This window comes from Stenotrophomonas sp. STEN009, from assembly GCF_056760395.1.
Genome location: NZ_JBRRES010000027.1, coordinates 51,711 through 66,970, shown reverse-complemented (window position 1 = coordinate 66,970; position 15,260 = coordinate 51,711). Strand labels below are relative to the sequence as shown.

General features: G+C 68.2%; 16 protein-coding genes. 4 read left to right on the top strand and 12 right to left on the bottom strand.

Features of this window, described 5'->3' with window-relative positions; genetic code table 11:
* Positions 1–114 precede the first annotated feature (114 nt).
* Together ACVOMM_RS13470 and lepB are read right to left on the bottom strand one after the other, a co-directional pair.
* A complete protein-coding gene (locus ACVOMM_RS13470) occupies positions 115–1,371 on the bottom strand; it encodes an MFS transporter (RefSeq protein WP_065182046.1) in 1,257 nt (418 codons plus the stop codon).
* A 121-nt stretch (positions 1,372–1,492) separates the two neighbouring features.
* Positions 1,493–2,119 (bottom strand): signal peptidase I, encoded by a 627-nt coding sequence (gene lepB, locus ACVOMM_RS13465; RefSeq protein WP_481526357.1) that lies wholly within the window; start codon positions 2,117–2,119, stop codon positions 1,493–1,495.
* 249 nt (positions 2,120–2,368) lie between these two features.
* Here lepB and ACVOMM_RS13460 point away from each other — a divergent pair, with 249 nt between their 5' ends.
* Positions 2,369–2,770, top strand: a complete 402-nt coding sequence (locus tag ACVOMM_RS13460) for a hypothetical protein (RefSeq protein ID WP_065174177.1) — start codon at positions 2,369–2,371, stop codon at positions 2,768–2,770.
* Between the two features lie 3 nt (positions 2,771–2,773).
* Entirely contained in the window at positions 2,774–3,220 is a 447-nt protein-coding gene (locus ACVOMM_RS13455) for a 3-dehydroquinate dehydratase (protein ID WP_180876414.1), read from the top strand.
* 146 nt (positions 3,221–3,366) lie between these two features.
* On the opposite strand, the gene dcp is transcribed toward ACVOMM_RS13455, so the two are convergent.
* From dcp to arfB, 3 genes are all read right to left on the bottom strand, one after another.
* Positions 3,367–5,523 carry a peptidyl-dipeptidase Dcp gene (dcp, locus tag ACVOMM_RS13450; RefSeq protein ID WP_481526356.1) on the bottom strand — a complete coding sequence of 719 codons (2,157 nt, stop codon included), beginning with the start codon at positions 5,521–5,523 and terminating at the stop codon, positions 3,367–3,369.
* Between the two features lie 111 nt (positions 5,524–5,634).
* Positions 5,635–6,237 (bottom strand): lysophospholipid acyltransferase family protein, encoded by a 603-nt coding sequence (locus tag ACVOMM_RS13445; protein ID WP_053518437.1) that lies wholly within the window; start codon positions 6,235–6,237, stop codon positions 5,635–5,637.
* Between the two features lie 4 nt (positions 6,238–6,241).
* Positions 6,242–6,673: an alternative ribosome rescue aminoacyl-tRNA hydrolase ArfB gene (arfB, locus tag ACVOMM_RS13440; protein WP_005420755.1), complete on the bottom strand. Its 432-nt coding sequence runs from the start codon at positions 6,671–6,673 to the stop codon at positions 6,242–6,244.
* Between the two features lie 134 nt (positions 6,674–6,807).
* On the opposite strand from arfB, the gene ACVOMM_RS13435 reads away from it, so the two are divergent.
* The gene (locus tag ACVOMM_RS13435) at positions 6,808–7,335 is read left to right on the top strand and encodes a DUF2059 domain-containing protein (protein WP_065174175.1); all 528 of its coding nucleotides are present in this window, start codon (positions 6,808–6,810) and stop codon (positions 7,333–7,335) included.
* A 33-nt stretch (positions 7,336–7,368) separates the two neighbouring features.
* Here ACVOMM_RS13435 and ACVOMM_RS13430 read toward each other — a convergent pair whose 3' ends face one another.
* The 4 genes from ACVOMM_RS13430 to ACVOMM_RS13415 are packed head-to-tail and all read right to left on the bottom strand — an operon-like array spanning position 7,369 to position 11,016.
* Positions 7,369–8,106: a pseudouridine synthase gene (locus tag ACVOMM_RS13430; protein WP_053518434.1), complete on the bottom strand. Its 738-nt coding sequence runs from the start codon at positions 8,104–8,106 to the stop codon at positions 7,369–7,371.
* Positions 8,107–8,144: 38 nt separating this feature from the next.
* Positions 8,145–8,741, bottom strand: a complete 597-nt coding sequence (locus ACVOMM_RS13425; protein ID WP_481526355.1) for an O-methyltransferase — start codon at positions 8,739–8,741, stop codon at positions 8,145–8,147.
* Entirely contained in the window at positions 8,729–10,384 is a 1,656-nt protein-coding gene (gene ubiB / locus ACVOMM_RS13420) for a ubiquinone biosynthesis regulatory protein kinase UbiB (RefSeq protein WP_277381290.1), read from the bottom strand. The genes ACVOMM_RS13425 and ubiB overlap by 13 nt, the downstream gene beginning before the upstream one ends.
* The gene (locus ACVOMM_RS13415) at positions 10,381–11,016 is read right to left on the bottom strand and encodes a ubiquinone biosynthesis accessory factor UbiJ (RefSeq protein ID WP_053518430.1); all 636 of its coding nucleotides are present in this window, start codon (positions 11,014–11,016) and stop codon (positions 10,381–10,383) included. Before ACVOMM_RS13415 ends, ubiB begins: the two co-directional genes overlap by 4 nt.
* Positions 11,017–11,153: 137 nt before the next feature.
* Here ACVOMM_RS13415 and ddlA point away from each other — a divergent pair, with 137 nt between their 5' ends.
* Positions 11,154–12,239 carry a D-alanine--D-alanine ligase gene (gene ddlA / locus ACVOMM_RS13410; protein ID WP_481526354.1) on the top strand — a complete coding sequence of 362 codons (1,086 nt, stop codon included), beginning with the start codon at positions 11,154–11,156 and terminating at the stop codon, positions 12,237–12,239.
* Positions 12,240–12,322: 83 nt separating this feature from the next.
* Here the strand turns inward: ddlA and ACVOMM_RS13405 are convergent, their stop codons facing one another.
* From ACVOMM_RS13405 to oleC, 3 genes are all read right to left on the bottom strand, one after another.
* Positions 12,323–12,478, bottom strand: coding sequence for a DUF1328 domain-containing protein (locus ACVOMM_RS13405; protein ID WP_004153593.1), 156 nt, complete (start codon positions 12,476–12,478; stop codon positions 12,323–12,325).
* Between the two features lie 121 nt (positions 12,479–12,599).
* The gene (oleD, locus tag ACVOMM_RS13400; protein WP_111186525.1) at positions 12,600–13,589 is read right to left on the bottom strand and encodes a 2-alkyl-3-oxoalkanoate reductase; all 990 of its coding nucleotides are present in this window, start codon (positions 13,587–13,589) and stop codon (positions 12,600–12,602) included.
* On the bottom strand, positions 13,586–15,244 hold the full coding sequence (gene oleC, locus ACVOMM_RS13395; protein ID WP_065182050.1) for an olefin beta-lactone synthetase: 1,659 nt from the start codon (positions 15,242–15,244) through the stop codon (positions 13,586–13,588). Before oleC ends, oleD begins: the two co-directional genes overlap by 4 nt.
* Between the last annotated feature and the right edge of the window lie 16 nt (positions 15,245–15,260).

Below are 15,260 nucleotides of genomic sequence, written 5' to 3'. Positions count from 1 at the left end.
GGCGGGGGGGGTCCCCCCCCCCCGGCCGCGCGCCGGGGGGGCCGCGCGGCGCGCGCCCCGCCCCGAGCCCGTGCCGGGGCCCAACGGGCCCCGCGGGCCCCCCCCCGGCGAGCATCAGGCCGTCACCGGCTGCGGGGCGCGCTGCTGCAACGCCCAGACGATGCCACCGCCAAGCAGGGTCAGCACTGCCGCGAACGCGCACACCCCCAGCCAGTCCCACGCGGCGTAGGCAAGCCCGCCCACACCGCCCAGCACGCTCGACCCCAGGTAGTAGGCGAACAGATACAGTGCCGAGGCTTCCGCGCGCATCATGCCCGCCCGGCTGCCGACCCAGCTGCTGGCGACCGAATGACCGCCGAAGAAGCCGAAGGTCACCAGCGCGATGCCCAGCGCCATCGTGGTCAGCCACGGCATCGCCAGCAGCGCGATGCCGGCACCGATAAGCACGAAGGAGATCGACAGGACGCGCCCACGGCCGTACCGCGTGGCCTGTTGGCCCATCCATGCCGAGCTGAACGTACCGACCAGGTAGACGCTGAAGATCAGCCCGACCACGGTCTGGCTGAGGTGGTACGGCGGCGCCAGCAGGTGATAGCCGAGGTAGTTGTAGAGGGTGACGAATACGCCCATCAACACGAAGGAGGTGGCGAACAGCCACGGCAGGCCAGGATCGGCGAACAACGTGCGCCAGCGCGACGGCAGCTGGCGCAGGCCGCCGCGACGGGCCTGGAAATGCCGCGATGGTGGCAGCTGCAGCCACAGCAGCACGGTGCTGGCCACGGCGATGATCGAGACCACGCCGATGCCCCAGCGCCACCCCCAATGGTCGGCGATGATGCCGGCGAGCAGGCGCCCGCTCATGCCACCGATCGCGTTGCCGCCGATGTACAGGCCCATCGCCAGGCCCAGTGCGCGGCTGTCCATTTCTTCGACCAGATAGGTCATCGCCACCGCCGGCACGCCACTCAGGGCCAGGCCCAGCAGGGTGCGCAGCACCAGCAGCGTGGTCCAGTCATCGACCAGGGCGGTACTCAGCGAGAGGATGGCCGAGGCCAGCAGGGCGACGATCATCAACGGCCTGCGGCCCACGGCGTCGGACAGCAGCCCGGCCAGCAGCATCGCCACGGCCAGCGTGCCGGTGGTCAGTGACAGCGACATCGCGCTGCCGGCGGCGGAGACGCCGAAGTGGCGGCTGAACTCGGGCAGCAACGGCTGCACCGTGTACAGCAGGCCAAAGGTGGAGAAGCCGGCCAGGAACAGCGCGACCGCCGTGCGGCGGAACGCTGGCGTGCCCTGCTGGATGCGTGTCTCGGGGCTGGAATCGGCAGGAGGGAAGCGACGTTCGGGGGCCGCGGCGGTTTCGCCAGTCATGGGATCGAAGGGCCGTAGGGGCGGCCGGGGTGGAGGGAACGGGCCCCAGAGTAGGCCCGTCCATCCAGTCGATCCATAACCTGAAAAGTCAGGATTGATATCCCTGACGTATCGATTCAACTCACAGGTGCTGCCACTGGAAGCCATCGCCACGGCGGTAGTAGACGGCCACCGCGCGCCCGTAGACCTTGTCGGCGTCGACGAAGCCGAAGAAGCGGCCATCGAAACTGTTGCCGCGATGATCCCCCAGTACCAGCAGCTTGCCGGCCGGTACCACCAGATCCGCAATGTCGGGACCACCGCCCATGTCCAGGTCCAGGCGCGCACGGCGGCTGCCGAAGGCCTCCACGTCCTGCAGGTCGGTCATCTGCAGCGGGTGGCCGTTGATGCTCAGGTGGCCCTCGTGCAGTTGCACGTGGTCGCCGGCCACGGCGGCGACCCGTTTGATCAGGCGGGTGCCGTCGGCAGGCGAATCGAACACTGCCACCTCGCCGCGCTGCGGCTGGCCGGTGGACAGCAGGGACGTGTTGGTGAACGGCAGGCGCAGGCCATAGGCACGCATGTCCACCACCACCCGGTCACCGGGCTGCAGGGTCGGCTGCATCGAGCCACTGGGCACCACGTAATGATTGGCGAGGGTGTCGCGGGCGGCGGCGAGCAGGCCCAGCATGAGCAGCAGCGGCAGCGCCTCCTTCTTCAGCCAGGCGAGAGCGCGTTGCGGGAACGGCGGTCGGGCAACAGCATCCATGTCAGGTTCCGATGGGGTGGCAGGGTCTTCAGACCCCATCCGGGTGCAAGAGGTTCCCGGTCGCGCCGGGCCATGCCCGGCGGAGTGTTGGGACGGCCGCGCCATGTGCTCTCCGGACATGGCCCGGCGCTGCCGATGCAGGGTTACGCAGGTTTTACGCCCGGGCCCGGCGCCCGGCATCGCACCTTTACGGGCACTGCGCGCATCGTCTGCCCACCGCGCCGAACGGCGCTTTCCGCAAGGTGTTGTATGACCCTCCTGGTGATCCGCCACGCCTCTTCATCGGCACCGCGTCCGCAGCTGCCGGCGCAGTTGTCCGGCCACCGCGTGCTGTGCAGCGACTGCGCCAGCCTGTCCGAAGTGCGCCAGTGCCTGTGCCAGCCGCAGGCGCGCTCGGCCGACTGGGTACTGCTGGACGTGGGCGTGGCCGACGAGGCGCAATGGCAGGCCGAGGGCAGCGCGCTGCAGGCCGCCCTGGAGCGGCTGCCGGCGCAGTACATCGAACTGCAGAGCGCCCGCGAACCCGGCCTGGACGCGCGCCTGCGCCTGCAGCATGGGCCGGCCGCGGTGGTGGTCGACCAGCGCAGCCAGCAGGCCGGTTATCCGCTGTCGCTGGCCATCGTCGGCCGCCGCCTGGCGCAGGAGGGGTGAGCCATGTCGATCTTCATCATCCGCGGCCCGGAAGCGGCCGGCACATTGATCCGTACCGCACTGCCGCTGCCGGCACCGGTACTGAAGTCGCTGGTACACCGTGCGATCGATGCCGGCACCAGCGTGGCCATCCGTGCCTGCGGTTCGGAACAGGAACTGCTGGATGCCCTGCGCGTGGCCGATCACAGCCGCGGCGAAGTGACATTGCTCGATCCCGGCGCGTGTGCCGGCAGCCTGCGTCTGCAGCGCCTGCTGCCCTATCTGCACAACGCCTACGTGGAGGTGCATGACGACGGCGCGGTGGCTGAGCCCTGTCTGCCGGCCGGCATCGGCCAGCGCCTGGGCATCGCCGCCGGCTATGGCGCGCAGAGCTACGTGCTGGCGCTGGATATCGCGCTGGATCACCTGGGCCTTGCCGAACAGGCGAACCCGGTGCACGTGGGGACGTAACGCTGTTTGTAGAGCCGAGCCCATGCTCGGCTGCCTTTCCAGGAAACATCAGCCGAGCATGGGCTCGGCTCTACAGAAGAACGTCGAGCATGGCTCGACGCTACAGAAAGAAAAACGGCGAGGTCGCCCCCGCCGTTTTCGCTTTCTTACTTCAGCCCGCGGAACTTCAGCAGCGGTTCCACCGACGGGTCCTTGCCGCGGAAATCGCGGTACAGGGTCGACAGCTCCACGCTGTTGCCGCGCGAGAGGATCTTGTCGCGGAATTGCTGGCCATTGGCCGCGGTCAGGCCACCGTTCTCGGTGAACCACTGGAAGGCGTCATGGTCGAGCACTTCCGCCCAGAAGTAGGCGTAGTAGCCGGCCGAGTAGCCACCGCCCCAGATGTGGTCGAAGTAGGTGGTGCGGTAGCGCGGCGGAACCTGCGGCAGATCGACCTTGAACTTCTTCAGCGCGCTGGCTTCGAAGGCTCCAACATCCTGCAGCGGCGCGTCGGCCTTCTGCGTGTGCCAGGCCAGGTCCAGCAGCGCAGCCGACAGGTACTCGGTGGTGGCGTAGCCCTGGTTGAAGCTGCGCGCCTTGAGGATCTTGTCGACCAGTTCCTGCGGCATCGGCTCGCCGGTCTTGTAGTTCTTGGCGTAGTTGGCGAACACCTTCGGATCCAGCGCCCAGTGCTCGTTGAACTGCGACGGGAACTCGACGAAATCGCGCGAGGTGGCCGTGCCGGCGATCGAGGGGTACTTCACGTTCGAGAACATGCCGTGCAGGGCGTGGCCGAACTCGTGGAACAGGGTGGTGACGTCGTCGAAGCTCAACAGCGCCGGCTGGCCTTCGGCCGGCTTGGTGAAGTTGCAGACGTTGTAGACCACCGGCTTGGCGCCGGTCAGGCCATCCTGCTCGACGAACACGTCCATCCACGCGCCACCGGACTTGCTGTCACGCTTGAAGTAGTCGGTGTAGAACAGGGCCAGCGAGGTGCCGTCCTTGTCGAACACTTCATACACCTTCATGTCCGGGTGGTAGGTCGGAATGTCGGTACGTGGCTTGAAGGTGATGCCGTACAGCTGGGTGGCGGCGTAGAAGACGCCGTTCTGCAGCACGTTGTCCAGCTCGAAATAGGGCTTGATCTGCGACTCATCCAGATCGTACTTGGCCTTGCGTACCTGCTCGGCGTAGAAGTCCCAGTCCGAGGCCGCAACCTGGAAACCGCCCTTCTGCGCGTCGATCACCTTCTGGATCTCGCCGGCTTCGGCACGTGCCTTGGCGGTGGCAGCCGGCACGGTGTCGGTCAGCAGCTTCAGCGCGGCGGCCGGGTTCTTGGCCATCTGGTCGCCCAGCTGGTAGTCGGCGAAGGTGTCGAAACCCAGCAGCTTGGCCTTCTGCGCACGCAGCTGGGCCAGGCGCTGCACGGTCTGGCGGGTATCGTTGGCATCACCGCGCTCGGCGCGGGTTTCCGAGGCCTTGAGCACGGCGGCGCGCTGGTCGCGGTCGCTCAGCGAACCAAGCACCGGCTGCTGGGTGGTGTTCTGCAGCGGCAGCAGGAACTTGCCGTCAAGCTTGCGCGCCTTCGCATCGGCAGCTGCGGTGTTGATCGCGTTCTCATCCAGGCCGGCCAGCTTGGCCTTGTCGTCCACGATGACGGCAGCGGCAGCGGTGGCGGCGACCAGGCGGGTATGGAACTGGGTGGAAAGCGTGGTCTCTTCCACGTTGAGCTTGCGCAGGCTGGCCTTGTCGGCGTCGGACAGCTGCGCACCGGCACGCACCAGGCCGTCGTAGTAATGCTCGACCAGGCGCTTCTGCACCGGGTCCAGGCCCAGCGTGTCACGCTGGTCGTACAGTGACTTCACGCGTGCGAACAGCTTCGGGTCGAGGCTGATCTCGTCCTGGTGCGCGGCCAGTTTCGGCGCGACTTCTTCCTGGATCTTCTGGCGCGCATCGTTGGTATCGGCCTGCACCAGGCCGAAGAAGATGCGCGACACGCGGGTCAGGGTCTCGCCGCTGCGCTCCATCGCCACGATGGTGTTGTCGAAGGTGGCCGGCTCGCTGTTGTCGGCGATCTTGCGCACGTCGGCCAGGTGCTGGCGCATGCCTTCCTCGAACGCCGGCAGGTAGTCGCTGTCCTTGATCTTGTCGAACGGCGGCGCCTGGAACGGCAGCGTGCTGGCGCTCAGCAGCGGGTTGGTGGAGGCATCGGCCGGCTGCTGGGCCGGGGTATTCTGGGCTGCGGACACGGGGGTGGACTCCTTGCCGGAACAGGCCGCCAGCGCCAGGCTGATGGCGGCGGCCAGGACTACGGTACGCGACATGTAAAACGCTCCTTGGGCAGACGGGATGGGATGCCGACCGTCCACCCTACTCCTGTCGCGCTCGCCCGGCATGTGCCGGACGTGGCGTCTGGACCTTCACTGGCGGCCGGCTCAGACCGTACCGCGGGTCTTGCCGATCCAGGGCCGGTAGAACTCGCGGATGGCGGCCATGTCGGCCACGTCATCGCCGGTGGGATGGAACAGCGGACCGACGCCGATGACCTTCTCCGGATAATGGAAATAGGCGGTCAGGATCGGCACGTCGGCCATCCGCGCGATCTTCAGGAATCCGGCCTTCCATTCCTTGACCGCCTTGCGGGTGCCTTCAGGGGTGATCGCGAACCACATCCTGTCGTTGTTGCGGATCAGGTCCACGGCCTGGCCGACGGTTCCCTGCGGCGAGCTGCGGTCCAGCGGGATCACGCCCAGCCGGTGCAGCAGCGGGCCCAGGGGCCACCAGAACAGCGACGCCTTGCCCAGCACCTTGACCTTCATGCCCAGTGCGATCTTGGCCGCCATGCCCCAGAACCCGTCCCAGTTGGACGAGTGCGGGGCGATGATGAAGACCAGCTTCGGGATGTCCGGCAGGGTGCCGACCACCTTCCAGCCGCCCATGCGCAGGGTGCAGCGCGCCAGCCAGCGCAGGAACGGGTTGGATCTGACCTGCGGCATGTTCGGCGGGATGGCCGGCAGCAACGGAGTCGGGTTGTTCAAGCAATCACTCCCAGTCACGTGAGGAGCGCCCGCGCTTGATCTGCGCGCGCCCGCGTTTGGCGTCCAGACGACGCAGTTTCGACCCGAGGGTCGGCTTGGTGGCCTTGCGCGGTTTGGGCACGCTCAACCCGGCCTGGATGAAGGCCGCCAGCCGCTCGCGCGCATCCTCGCGATTGCGATCCTGGGTCCGGAAGCGTTGCGCGTCGATGACCAGCACGCCTTCGCCGGTCATCCGCCGGTCACGCCGCGCCAGCAGGCGCGCGCGCAACGGTTCGGGCAACGAGGGCGAGTTGGCCACGTCGAAACGCAGTTCCACCGCGGTGGACACCTTGTTGACGTTCTGGCCACCGGCACCACTGGCACGCACGAAACGCTCGACGATCTCGCCGTCGGGGATTTCAAGCTGCGCGCTGATGGTGACCGGTCCACTGCCCATCCGCGCATTGTAACGGCAGCCACGTGGCGGAGTGCGGCATCGCGCGCCGTATGCCGCCGATCAGGCACCGAACACGCCGCCTTCGCCTTGCCAGCGGGTATGCTGGCCGTCCCATGTACCGCAGGAAGCTTCGCATGATCCGCTCCGCATCCACCCTGCCCGCCCTGCTGCGCCGTGCTGCCCTTCTGCTGGCGCTTGCCGTGGCCAGCGCCCCGGTCCTGGCCGCCGCGCCGACCGACGGCGACATCAACCGCCTGCTGTCGGCCTCCCGCGCGCAGAGCATGATCGACACCATGCTGCCGCAGATCGAGGCGATGCAGCAGCAGCAGTTCCAGCAGGTCGCGTCGCAGCGCCAGCTCAATGCCCAGCAGCAGGAGCAGCTCAAGCGCATCCAGGCACGGACCAGCCAGACCCTGCGCCAGGCCCTGTCATGGCAGCAGCTGCGGCCGATGTACGTGGATCTCTACAAGAAGACCTTCAGCAAGGAAGACGTGCTGGCGATGGCCGAGTTCTACGAGAGCCCGGCGGGGCAGAGTCTGCTCGACAAGACCCCGGCGCTGATGCAGAACGTGATGGTGGCCATCCAGTCGCGCATGCAGCCGCTGTTCGCCGACCTGCAGAAGGATCTGGAAGCGATCGTCAACGAGCCGGAAAAAAAGTGAGGCGGTAGCGCCGGGCCATGCCCGGCGCTGCCTTCACTCCACCCGCCAGCCGAACAGGTCCAGTGCCTTCTGGAATTCCCGGTCCAGCGGCGCCCGCACATCCACCGTGCCGCCCTCGGGATGCGGAAAACGCAGGCGCTCGGCGTGCAGCAGCATGCGGTGCACCCCCTGCATGCGGAAGATGCGGTTGTGGCGGCCGTCGCCGTGGCTGGTGTCGCCGATCATGTGGTGCGAAAGATGCTTGAGATGCCGGCGGATCTGCCGGAACCGTCCGGTCTGCGGCTGGCAGCGCAGCAGCGCATAGCGCGAACGGGCGAACTCGCCGACCGGCACCGGCAGCTCGCCGGTAGCCAGGCACTGGAAGTCGGTGATGGCAGGCTTCTTGACCGGTTTTCCGGGGCCGCCGTCGAGGTCGTGGTCGACCCGCCAGGACGCCTCGGCCGGCCAGCCGCGGCAGATGGTCAGGTAGTCCTTGGCCACCTCGCCGCCCATCAGGGCCTTGCCCAGCGCACTGGCGGTGTCACGGTCGAAAGCCAGCAGCAGGCAGCCACTGGTGGCACGATCCAGCCGATGCACCAGAAAGATCGGGCGCCCGAGCTGCTCACGCAGGCGATCGGCCAGGAAATCATCTTCGCCACGGGCCAGCTTGCTGTCATGGACCATCAGCCCGGCCGGCTTGTCGACCACCGCCAGGCGTTCATCCAGGTGCAGGAGCCGAAGGGGGGCGGTGTCGGTCTCGACCGCGGCGAGGGTATCGGGTTCGGTGCTCACCGCGCGATTATACGGGCCCGGCTCCGCAGGGCAGTGCGTCAAACGTTGCGCAGTGCGAGCAGTTCACCGTTGCCCACCGGCACCAGGCTGACGCTGACATCAGGATCGGCCACCAGTGCTGCACGCAGCGGCTCCATCTGTTCGGCGTGGGAGATCGCGTTGTCCACCACCAGCAGGCCACCGGGCCGCAGCACGCGGCGCAGGTGCGGCCACCAGCCAGCGTACTGCTCGCGATCCGAATCGAGGAACAGCAGGTCGATGCTGGCATCGGCCGCCTGCGCCAGCCACGTCCCGGCGTCAGCGTGCATCAGGGTGATATGCGCCTGCAGGCCGCTGCGGGCGAAGGTCGCGCCGGCCAGGGCCACCTTGTCGGCAGCGTACTCCAGCGTGGTCACATGGCCGTCGATGGCAGCGGCAGCCTCGGCCAGCCACAGCGTGGAATAGCCGTTGGAGGTGCCGATCTCCAGCACGCGCCGGGCCTGTCCGAAACGTACCAGCAGCGACAGCAGCGCACCGGTATCCGGCGTGATGTTGAGCATGCGCCGGGCCCGCTCGCTTTCGCGCGCATCGTTGTCGGCGCCAAAGCGCACCAGTTCGTCCTTGAGCGCCTGCAGCACGGCGGCTACTTCCACCATGCCCGGGCCAACGCGACCACACCCACCGCGCCCGACAGCCAGCTCCACATCGGCAGGTCGCCCCAGTACCAGCCGGGCGGCTGCAGCACGTACATCAGGGCGGCAATGGCGAGCAGGCCGACGCCGGTGATGGCACCGACCGCATGCTTCTGCAGGCGCTGCACGCTGGCATCGAGCGATACCAGATCGCGCGAGCGCATCGCCAGCTCGTGACGTCCCTCCACCTGCTGGGTCAGCCAGGCATGCACCAGGCGTGGCATGTCCGGTGCGTGGGTCATGATTTCCGGCAGGCGCTTGCCGAGCTCGCGCATCACCCTGCGCGGGCTGTAGCGCTCGCGCAGGATCTTCGCCAGTACCGGCTTGGCCACCGCCCAGATATCGATCTGCGGGTCGAGCTGGCGACCGACGCCTTCGATGTTCAACAGGGTCTTCTGCAGCAGGATCAGCTGCGGCTGCAGCGTCAGCTGGTAGCGCTGCGCCACGCGGAACAGCTTCATCAGCACTTCCGCCAGCGAGATCTGCGACAGCGGGCGGGTGAAGTACGGCTCGCACACCGACCGCACCGCCGCTTCCAGGTCGTCGATGCGCACGTGGTCCGGCATCCAGCGCGCCTGCACGTGCAGCTCGGCGATGCGGCGGTAGTCGCGGTTGAAAATGGCCATGAAGTTCTCAGCCAGGTAGTACTGATCTTCCTGCGACAGCTGGCCCATGATGCCGAAGTCCAGCGCGATGAAGCGCGGATCGCTGCGGCGTGCCGGATCGGGGTCGACCCAGATGTTGCCGGCATGCGCATCGGCGTGGAAGAAGTTGTCGCGGAACACCTGGGTGTAGAACACCCGCACGCCCTTGGCGGCCAGCGCCTTGCGATCGATCCCGGCGGCGTCCAGTGCCACGATGTCATCGGAGGGAATGCCCCACACGCGCTCCAGGGTCAGCGCGCGCTCGGCCGTGTGGCTCCAGATCACTTCCGGCACGTACAGGTCGTCGGAGTTCTCCCAGAAGCGGCGCAGCACGCTGGCGTTGGCGCCTTCGCGCTGCAGGTCCAGCTCGGCGGCCAGGGTGTTCTCCACTTCCGCCACGACTTCGCGCGGGCGGATCTTGTCGGCACGCGGGTGGGTGCGCTCAACCAGCGCGGCCAGTGAATTGAGCAGGGCGATATCGGCGTCGATCTGCTTCTCGATGCCCGGGCGCAGCACCTTGACCACCACCTGGCGGCCATCGGCCAGCGTGGCCGCATGGACCTGCGCGATCGAGGCCGACGCCAGCGGTTCGGTATCGAAGCTGGCAAAGGCTTCGCTGACCGGCAGGCCCAGCGCGTCCTCGACGATGCGGCGCGCGGTGTCGCCGTCGAACGGCTTGACCCGGTCCTGCAGCAGGGTCAGTTCGTTGGCCACGTCCGGCGGCACCAGGTCGCGACGGGTCGACAGGATCTGCCCGAACTTGACGAAGATCGGACCCAGGTCCTGCAGCGCCAGGCGCAGGCGTGCGCCACGCGATTGCGCGGCGATGTCGGCAGAGGCCCGCGGAACGAAGGGTTTGGCCAGGCGCAGCCAGCGTTCGGCCGGCGTGTCCTGCAGCAGGTCATCCAGGCGGTAGCGCAGGATCACCCGGCCGATGCGGCTGGCCCGCAGCACCGCCTTCATGCCGCACCCCGCAGGCGCTGCACGCGTGCACCCAGGCGCTCGACATCATCGCGCAGCACATCCACATCGTCGTGGAACGCGTCCAGCTCGGCGCGCGGCACCACGTCGCGCGATTCCTCGGTAATGAATTCGGCTGCACTGTGCGCCAGATCGATCACGCCCTGGCGGGCGTGCTGCAGCGCGCCGCGCAGTGTATTGGCCACCTGTACGCCCAGCACCTCGCCGAACACGCTGACGAACGGCTGCTGCCAGTCCGGGTCGAAGCCCTTGGCCAGCTGCTGCAGGCGGCGCGCCAACTCGGCATCGCCGGCCACGCGCACGCGTCCCTTGCCGGTGCTGTCGGCGCGCCGGGCATTGGCCAGCAGCGGCAGCTGGGCCAGCACCCCCGACAGGCTGCTGCGTACGGCCAGATCGGCTTCCTGCGCATCCACCGGCCCCACCCGCAGCTGGTCACCGTCAACGCTGATGCGCATGGCCAGCGCAGGAGCCTCCAGGGTCAGATCGATATGGCGGCCATCCAGACCGGCCAACGCGTGGCGGGTATCCGGATCCAGCGCCAGGGCGCGGTTCAGGGCGATCTGCAGGGCACGGCCGGCGACCGGCTTGAGGGACTTGAGCAGGGAAAGAGCCATGGCCCCATTCTACCTTCGTGGGTGCCGGGCTTGGGCCGGGCAGCGCGGATGGGTGCGGGTTCATCTCCGCCTCACCTGCCGGGCGAAGGAAGGTCCATGCTGTGGGGCCACGCAACGTCCAGGACATCGCATTGCCCATGAGCAGGACCCGGGTCGGCATCATTTTCGGTGGTACGTCCTCCGAGCACGAAGTCTCGCTGCAGTCGGCGAAGAACATCCTCGACGCACTCGACCACGAGCGCTTCGAGCCGGTGCTGATCGGCATCGACAAGCAGGGCCGATGGCATCTGAGCCAGGCCGGGAGCTTCCTGCTCAACGCCGATGATCCGGCGCGCATCGCGCTGCACCGGTCCGGCGTCGCGCTGGCGGTGCACCCGGGCGCCGGACAGGCGCAGCTGCAGCCCGCCGATCCGGCTGCCGTGCTCGGCCAGATCGACATTGTCCTGCCGATCGTGCATGGTCCGCTGGGTGAGGATGGCGCGCTGCAGGGCCTGCTGCGCATGGCCAACCTGCCCTTCGTCGGTTCACCGGTGCTGGGCTCGGCCGTGGCCATGGACAAGGACGTGACCAAGCGCCTGCTGCGCGATGCCGGCCTGCAGGTGGCGCCCTGGCAGTGCATCCGTCGCCACCAGGCTGCGAACATCGATGTCGACGGCGTCATCGCCCAGCTCGGTCTGCCGCTGTTCGTGAAGCCGGCCAACCAGGGTTCGTCGGTGGGGGTGAGCAAGGTCAAGGACGCTGCCGGCTTCGCGGCCGCGCTGGAACGGGCGCTGCGCTACGACCACAAGGTTCTGGTGGAAGCGGCCGTGGCCGGCCGCGAGATCGAATGTGCGGTGCTCGGCAACGAGCAGCCGCAGGCCAGCGTGTGTGGCGAAGTGGTGGTGCACGACGAGTTCTATGCCTACGACACCAAGTACCTCAACGAGAACGGTGCCGACGTCGTGGTCCCGGCCGACATCGATGATGCCACCCAGCAGCGGATCAGGCAGATCGCCCTGCAGGCGTATCAGGCGCTGGAGTGCGCCGGCATGGCCAGAGTGGATGTGTTCCTGACCGGCGATGGCCGCGTCGTCATCAACGAGGTCAACACGCTGCCGGGCTTCACCCGCATCAGCATGTACCCGAAGCTGTGGGGCGCCAGTGGCGTGGATTACACCACGCTGATCACGCGCCTGATCGAACTGGCGCTGGAACGGCACGAAGCCGATCAGAGGCTGCTGTAGGCCAGGCAGTACCCGGTACTACAGGAAACAACCGCTTCCGCCGGAGCAGTGCCGGCCATCGACCGGCACTGCTCCGGGGCTCACTAGCCGCGCTTGCGGAACATCGAGATCACCGCCAGGACCAGGAACACCACGAACAGGATCCAGGCAATGTTGCTGGCCGCGCCGGCGATGCCGGAGAAACCGAGCACGGCGGCGATGATGGCGATGACGAAGAAAATGACGGCGTAATGCAGCATGGCGCTCCTCGCAGATATTCGGCCGTGGGTGGCGTGGGGTCCATCCTCCCGGTCCGGCGGTGTGCAACCGGTGATGGCCGGTTCTGCGCGCGATGAAGTCTTCAGCGCCGTGAGGCTGCCGTCATGACGACGCGGCCTGCAGCCGACGCAGCCCTTCCTCGATGCTGACCTGCGGCACATAGCCGAAATCACGGCGCGCCGGCTCCATGCTGTACCAGTGCGGCGTGCACAGCTGCTCGGCGAGGAAACGCGTCAACGGCGGCTCGCCGCGCAACCGCAGCAGCGGCCACAGGCGCTCGCAGATCGCACCGATCCGGTAGGCGGTCCTGAAGCTGATTGCCTTCTCCACAGGGGGGGCGCCCACGGCCTGCAGCAACTTGTTGACCAGCTCGCGCATCGGCAGTGGCTCGCCATTGGAGATGAAGTAGGCCTTGCCGGCGCAGGCCGCCGCCGGGCCCAGCGCCTCGAATGCCAGGAAGTGCGCCAGCGCGGCGTTGTCGATGTAGGTGGTGTCGACCTTGTTGCTGCCATCACCGACCAGGCGCAGCCGGCCCTGCCGTGCGCGCTCGGCCAGACGCGGCACCAGCTGCTGGTCGCCCGGCCCCCAGATCAGGCGCGGACGCAGCGCCACCGTGGCCAGCGTCGCGTCGTTGGCGGCCAGCACCCGTTGTTCGGCGATCGCCTTGGTCGCCGCGTACGGCGCCTGGAAATCCTCGCCGTAGGGCACCTCGTCCGCGCCCAGTCCTTCCACCGGGTGGGTGGCACGATGGGTCACGCTCGGTGTGGAGGTATAGACCAGCCTGCCGATGCCATGCGCACGGCAGGCAGCGATGACATTGTCGGTGCCGACCACATTGGCCTGGTGGTAGCTGTCGTAACTTCCCCAGGCACCGGCCTTGGCACCGTTGTGGAATACCGCATCGACACCGGCCACCGCATGCAGCACGGCCTGCGGGTCCGCCAGGTCGCCACGGATCTGGCCCACTCCCAGCGCCTGCAGCGCCGGGTAGTGGCTGCGGTTGAATGCCAGCACCTGGTGGCCGCGCTCGACCAGCCCGCGGCACAGCGCCTGGCCAAGGAAACCACCACCACCGGTGACCAGGATCTTCATGCGCGCTTCTCCAGTTCGGCGCTGGCCCAGACGGCGAGCTTCTCGCGGCCGATCTTGGCGTTGTGACGGATATCGACGGGAAACGCCGGATGCACCAGGAAGTGCTGCAGCCCGGCCTCGGGCAGGCGTGCGCCGGCAAGGGCGCGCAGCACTTCATGCAGCGCCGGGCTGTCGGACTGTCCACGCTGCAGCTCCACGCACAGGACCGGCACCTGCGCGCCCGCGGGACCCACGCCGACCAGCGCGGTGCGTGCCACGCCCTGCACCGTGTTGAACACCGGCTCGACCTGTTCGGTGTAGAGCGGGCCGTGCGGGGTTTCCACGCGCTGGGTCTTGCGTCCGCAGAACCACAAACGGCCCTGCGCGTCGAAATAGCCGACATCGCCCATGCGATGCACGATGCGGGTACTGCCATCGGCCAGCGTTTCGGCAATCTTCGCCGCAGCGGTGGCCTGCGGGCGATTGAAATAGCTGTCGGTGGCGGTGGGGCCGGCCACGGTGATCTCGCCCACCTCGCCGGTGGCCAGCACGCGCACCTGCGACCAGTCGGCCAGCGGTGCATCGTCGATGGCGATGATGCGCACTTCGTTCGGGGCCACCACGTTGCCCACGCAGGTACCCGCACCGCCCTCGGTGGCCGCACGGGTGCGCTCCAGTTCATGGCCTTCCACCACCGCCACCGGCAGGCATTCGGTGGCACCGTACGGCGTCCAGAACTGCGCGCCGGCCGGCAGCAGGCCACGGATGGTGGCGACCACATCCGGCGGAACCGGGGCACCGGCCGAGGTCACCCGGGTCACCGACGGCAGCGGCCGGCCATGGCGGGCCAGGACCCGCATCAGCGCAGGCGAGCCGAACAGCTGGGTCACGCCGAAGCGTTGGATCGCATCATGCAGGCGTGCCGGATCGGCCTGCGCGGGCCGCGTGGGGTCCATGTCCGGGATCACCGAGGTCAACCCCAATGCGGGATCGAACAGGGCGAAGGGCGGGAAGGTCGGCAGGTCCACCCCGCCGGCCTCCATGCCGAAGGCGCTGCCCAGCAGCTCGATCTGGCCCAGGAAATGGCGATGGCGGTAGACCACGCCCTTGGGCACGCCCGTAGAGCCGCTGGTGAACAGGATCGCGGCCATGTCCTCGCCGTCGGTGGCCGCCAGCATCGGCCCGGCCTGCGCGCCCGCGCGCTCCAGCGCGGCCAGGGTGGTCCCGCCCCAGGCCAGCCGCCGTCCCACCGTGACCAAGCGGGTCGCCGACGGCGCCCAGCGCAGCGCCAGCCGTGCCACGTGGGCCAGCGGGATGCCGATGAAGGCCTCCGGCTGGGCTTCGTCCAGGCACTGCTTCAGCGCGCGCCGGTCGATGCCGGGATCGACCAGCACCGGCACCGCACCCAGCTTGAACAGGGCGAACATCAGCAGGAAGAACTCCGGCGAGGGCCGCACCATCACCACCGTGCGCACGCCGCGCCCGATCCCGTAGCCGGCCAGGCCGGCGGCCATGGCGTCGCTGCGGGCATCCAGCTGCCGATAGTCCAGGGTCACATCGTAGGCCGCCATGCCGTTGCCGGCGCCGCGGCGGCCGGGGCAGCGGATGGCGATCTGGTCGGGGCGTTCACGGGCCAGTTCAGGCAACCGCGCAGCAATGTTGCAGGGTCGGTTCATCCGTTCATTGTCGCCG

Excerpts from the sequence above, each read along its gene's own strand:
- ACVOMM_RS13435 (WP_065174175.1), top strand. The coding sequence starts at position 6,808 with ATGATCCGCTCCGCATCCACCCTGCCCGCCCTGCTGCGCCGTGCTGCC.
- ACVOMM_RS13425 (WP_481526355.1), bottom strand. The coding sequence starts at position 8,741 with ATGGTGGAAGTAGCCGCCGTGCTGCAGGCGCTCAAGGACGAACTGGTG.
- oleC (WP_065182050.1), bottom strand. The coding sequence starts at position 15,244 with ATGAACCGACCCTGCAACATTGCTGCGCGGTTGCCTGAACTGGCCCGT.
- ACVOMM_RS13415 (WP_053518430.1), bottom strand. The coding sequence starts at position 11,016 with ATGGCTCTTTCCCTGCTCAAGTCCCTCAAGCCGGTCGCCGGCCGTGCC.
- lepB (WP_481526357.1), bottom strand. The coding sequence starts at position 2,119 with ATGGATGCTGTTGCCCGACCGCCGTTCCCGCAACGCGCTCTCGCCTGG.
- ACVOMM_RS13470 (WP_065182046.1), bottom strand. The coding sequence starts at position 1,371 with ATGACTGGCGAAACCGCCGCGGCCCCCGAACGTCGCTTCCCTCCTGCC.
- ACVOMM_RS13405 (WP_004153593.1), bottom strand. The coding sequence starts at position 12,478 with ATGCTGCATTACGCCGTCATTTTCTTCGTCATCGCCATCATCGCCGCC.
- arfB (WP_005420755.1), bottom strand. The coding sequence starts at position 6,673 with ATGGGCAGTGGACCGGTCACCATCAGCGCGCAGCTTGAAATCCCCGAC.
- ddlA (WP_481526354.1), top strand. The coding sequence starts at position 11,154 with ATGAGCAGGACCCGGGTCGGCATCATTTTCGGTGGTACGTCCTCCGAG.
- dcp (WP_481526356.1), bottom strand. The coding sequence starts at position 5,523 with ATGTCGCGTACCGTAGTCCTGGCCGCCGCCATCAGCCTGGCGCTGGCG.
- ACVOMM_RS13460 (WP_065174177.1), top strand. The coding sequence starts at position 2,369 with ATGACCCTCCTGGTGATCCGCCACGCCTCTTCATCGGCACCGCGTCCG.
- oleD (WP_111186525.1), bottom strand. The coding sequence starts at position 13,589 with ATGAAGATCCTGGTCACCGGTGGTGGTGGTTTCCTTGGCCAGGCGCTG.
- ubiB (WP_277381290.1), bottom strand. The coding sequence starts at position 10,384 with ATGAAGGCGGTGCTGCGGGCCAGCCGCATCGGCCGGGTGATCCTGCGC.
- ACVOMM_RS13455 (WP_180876414.1), top strand. The coding sequence starts at position 2,774 with ATGTCGATCTTCATCATCCGCGGCCCGGAAGCGGCCGGCACATTGATC.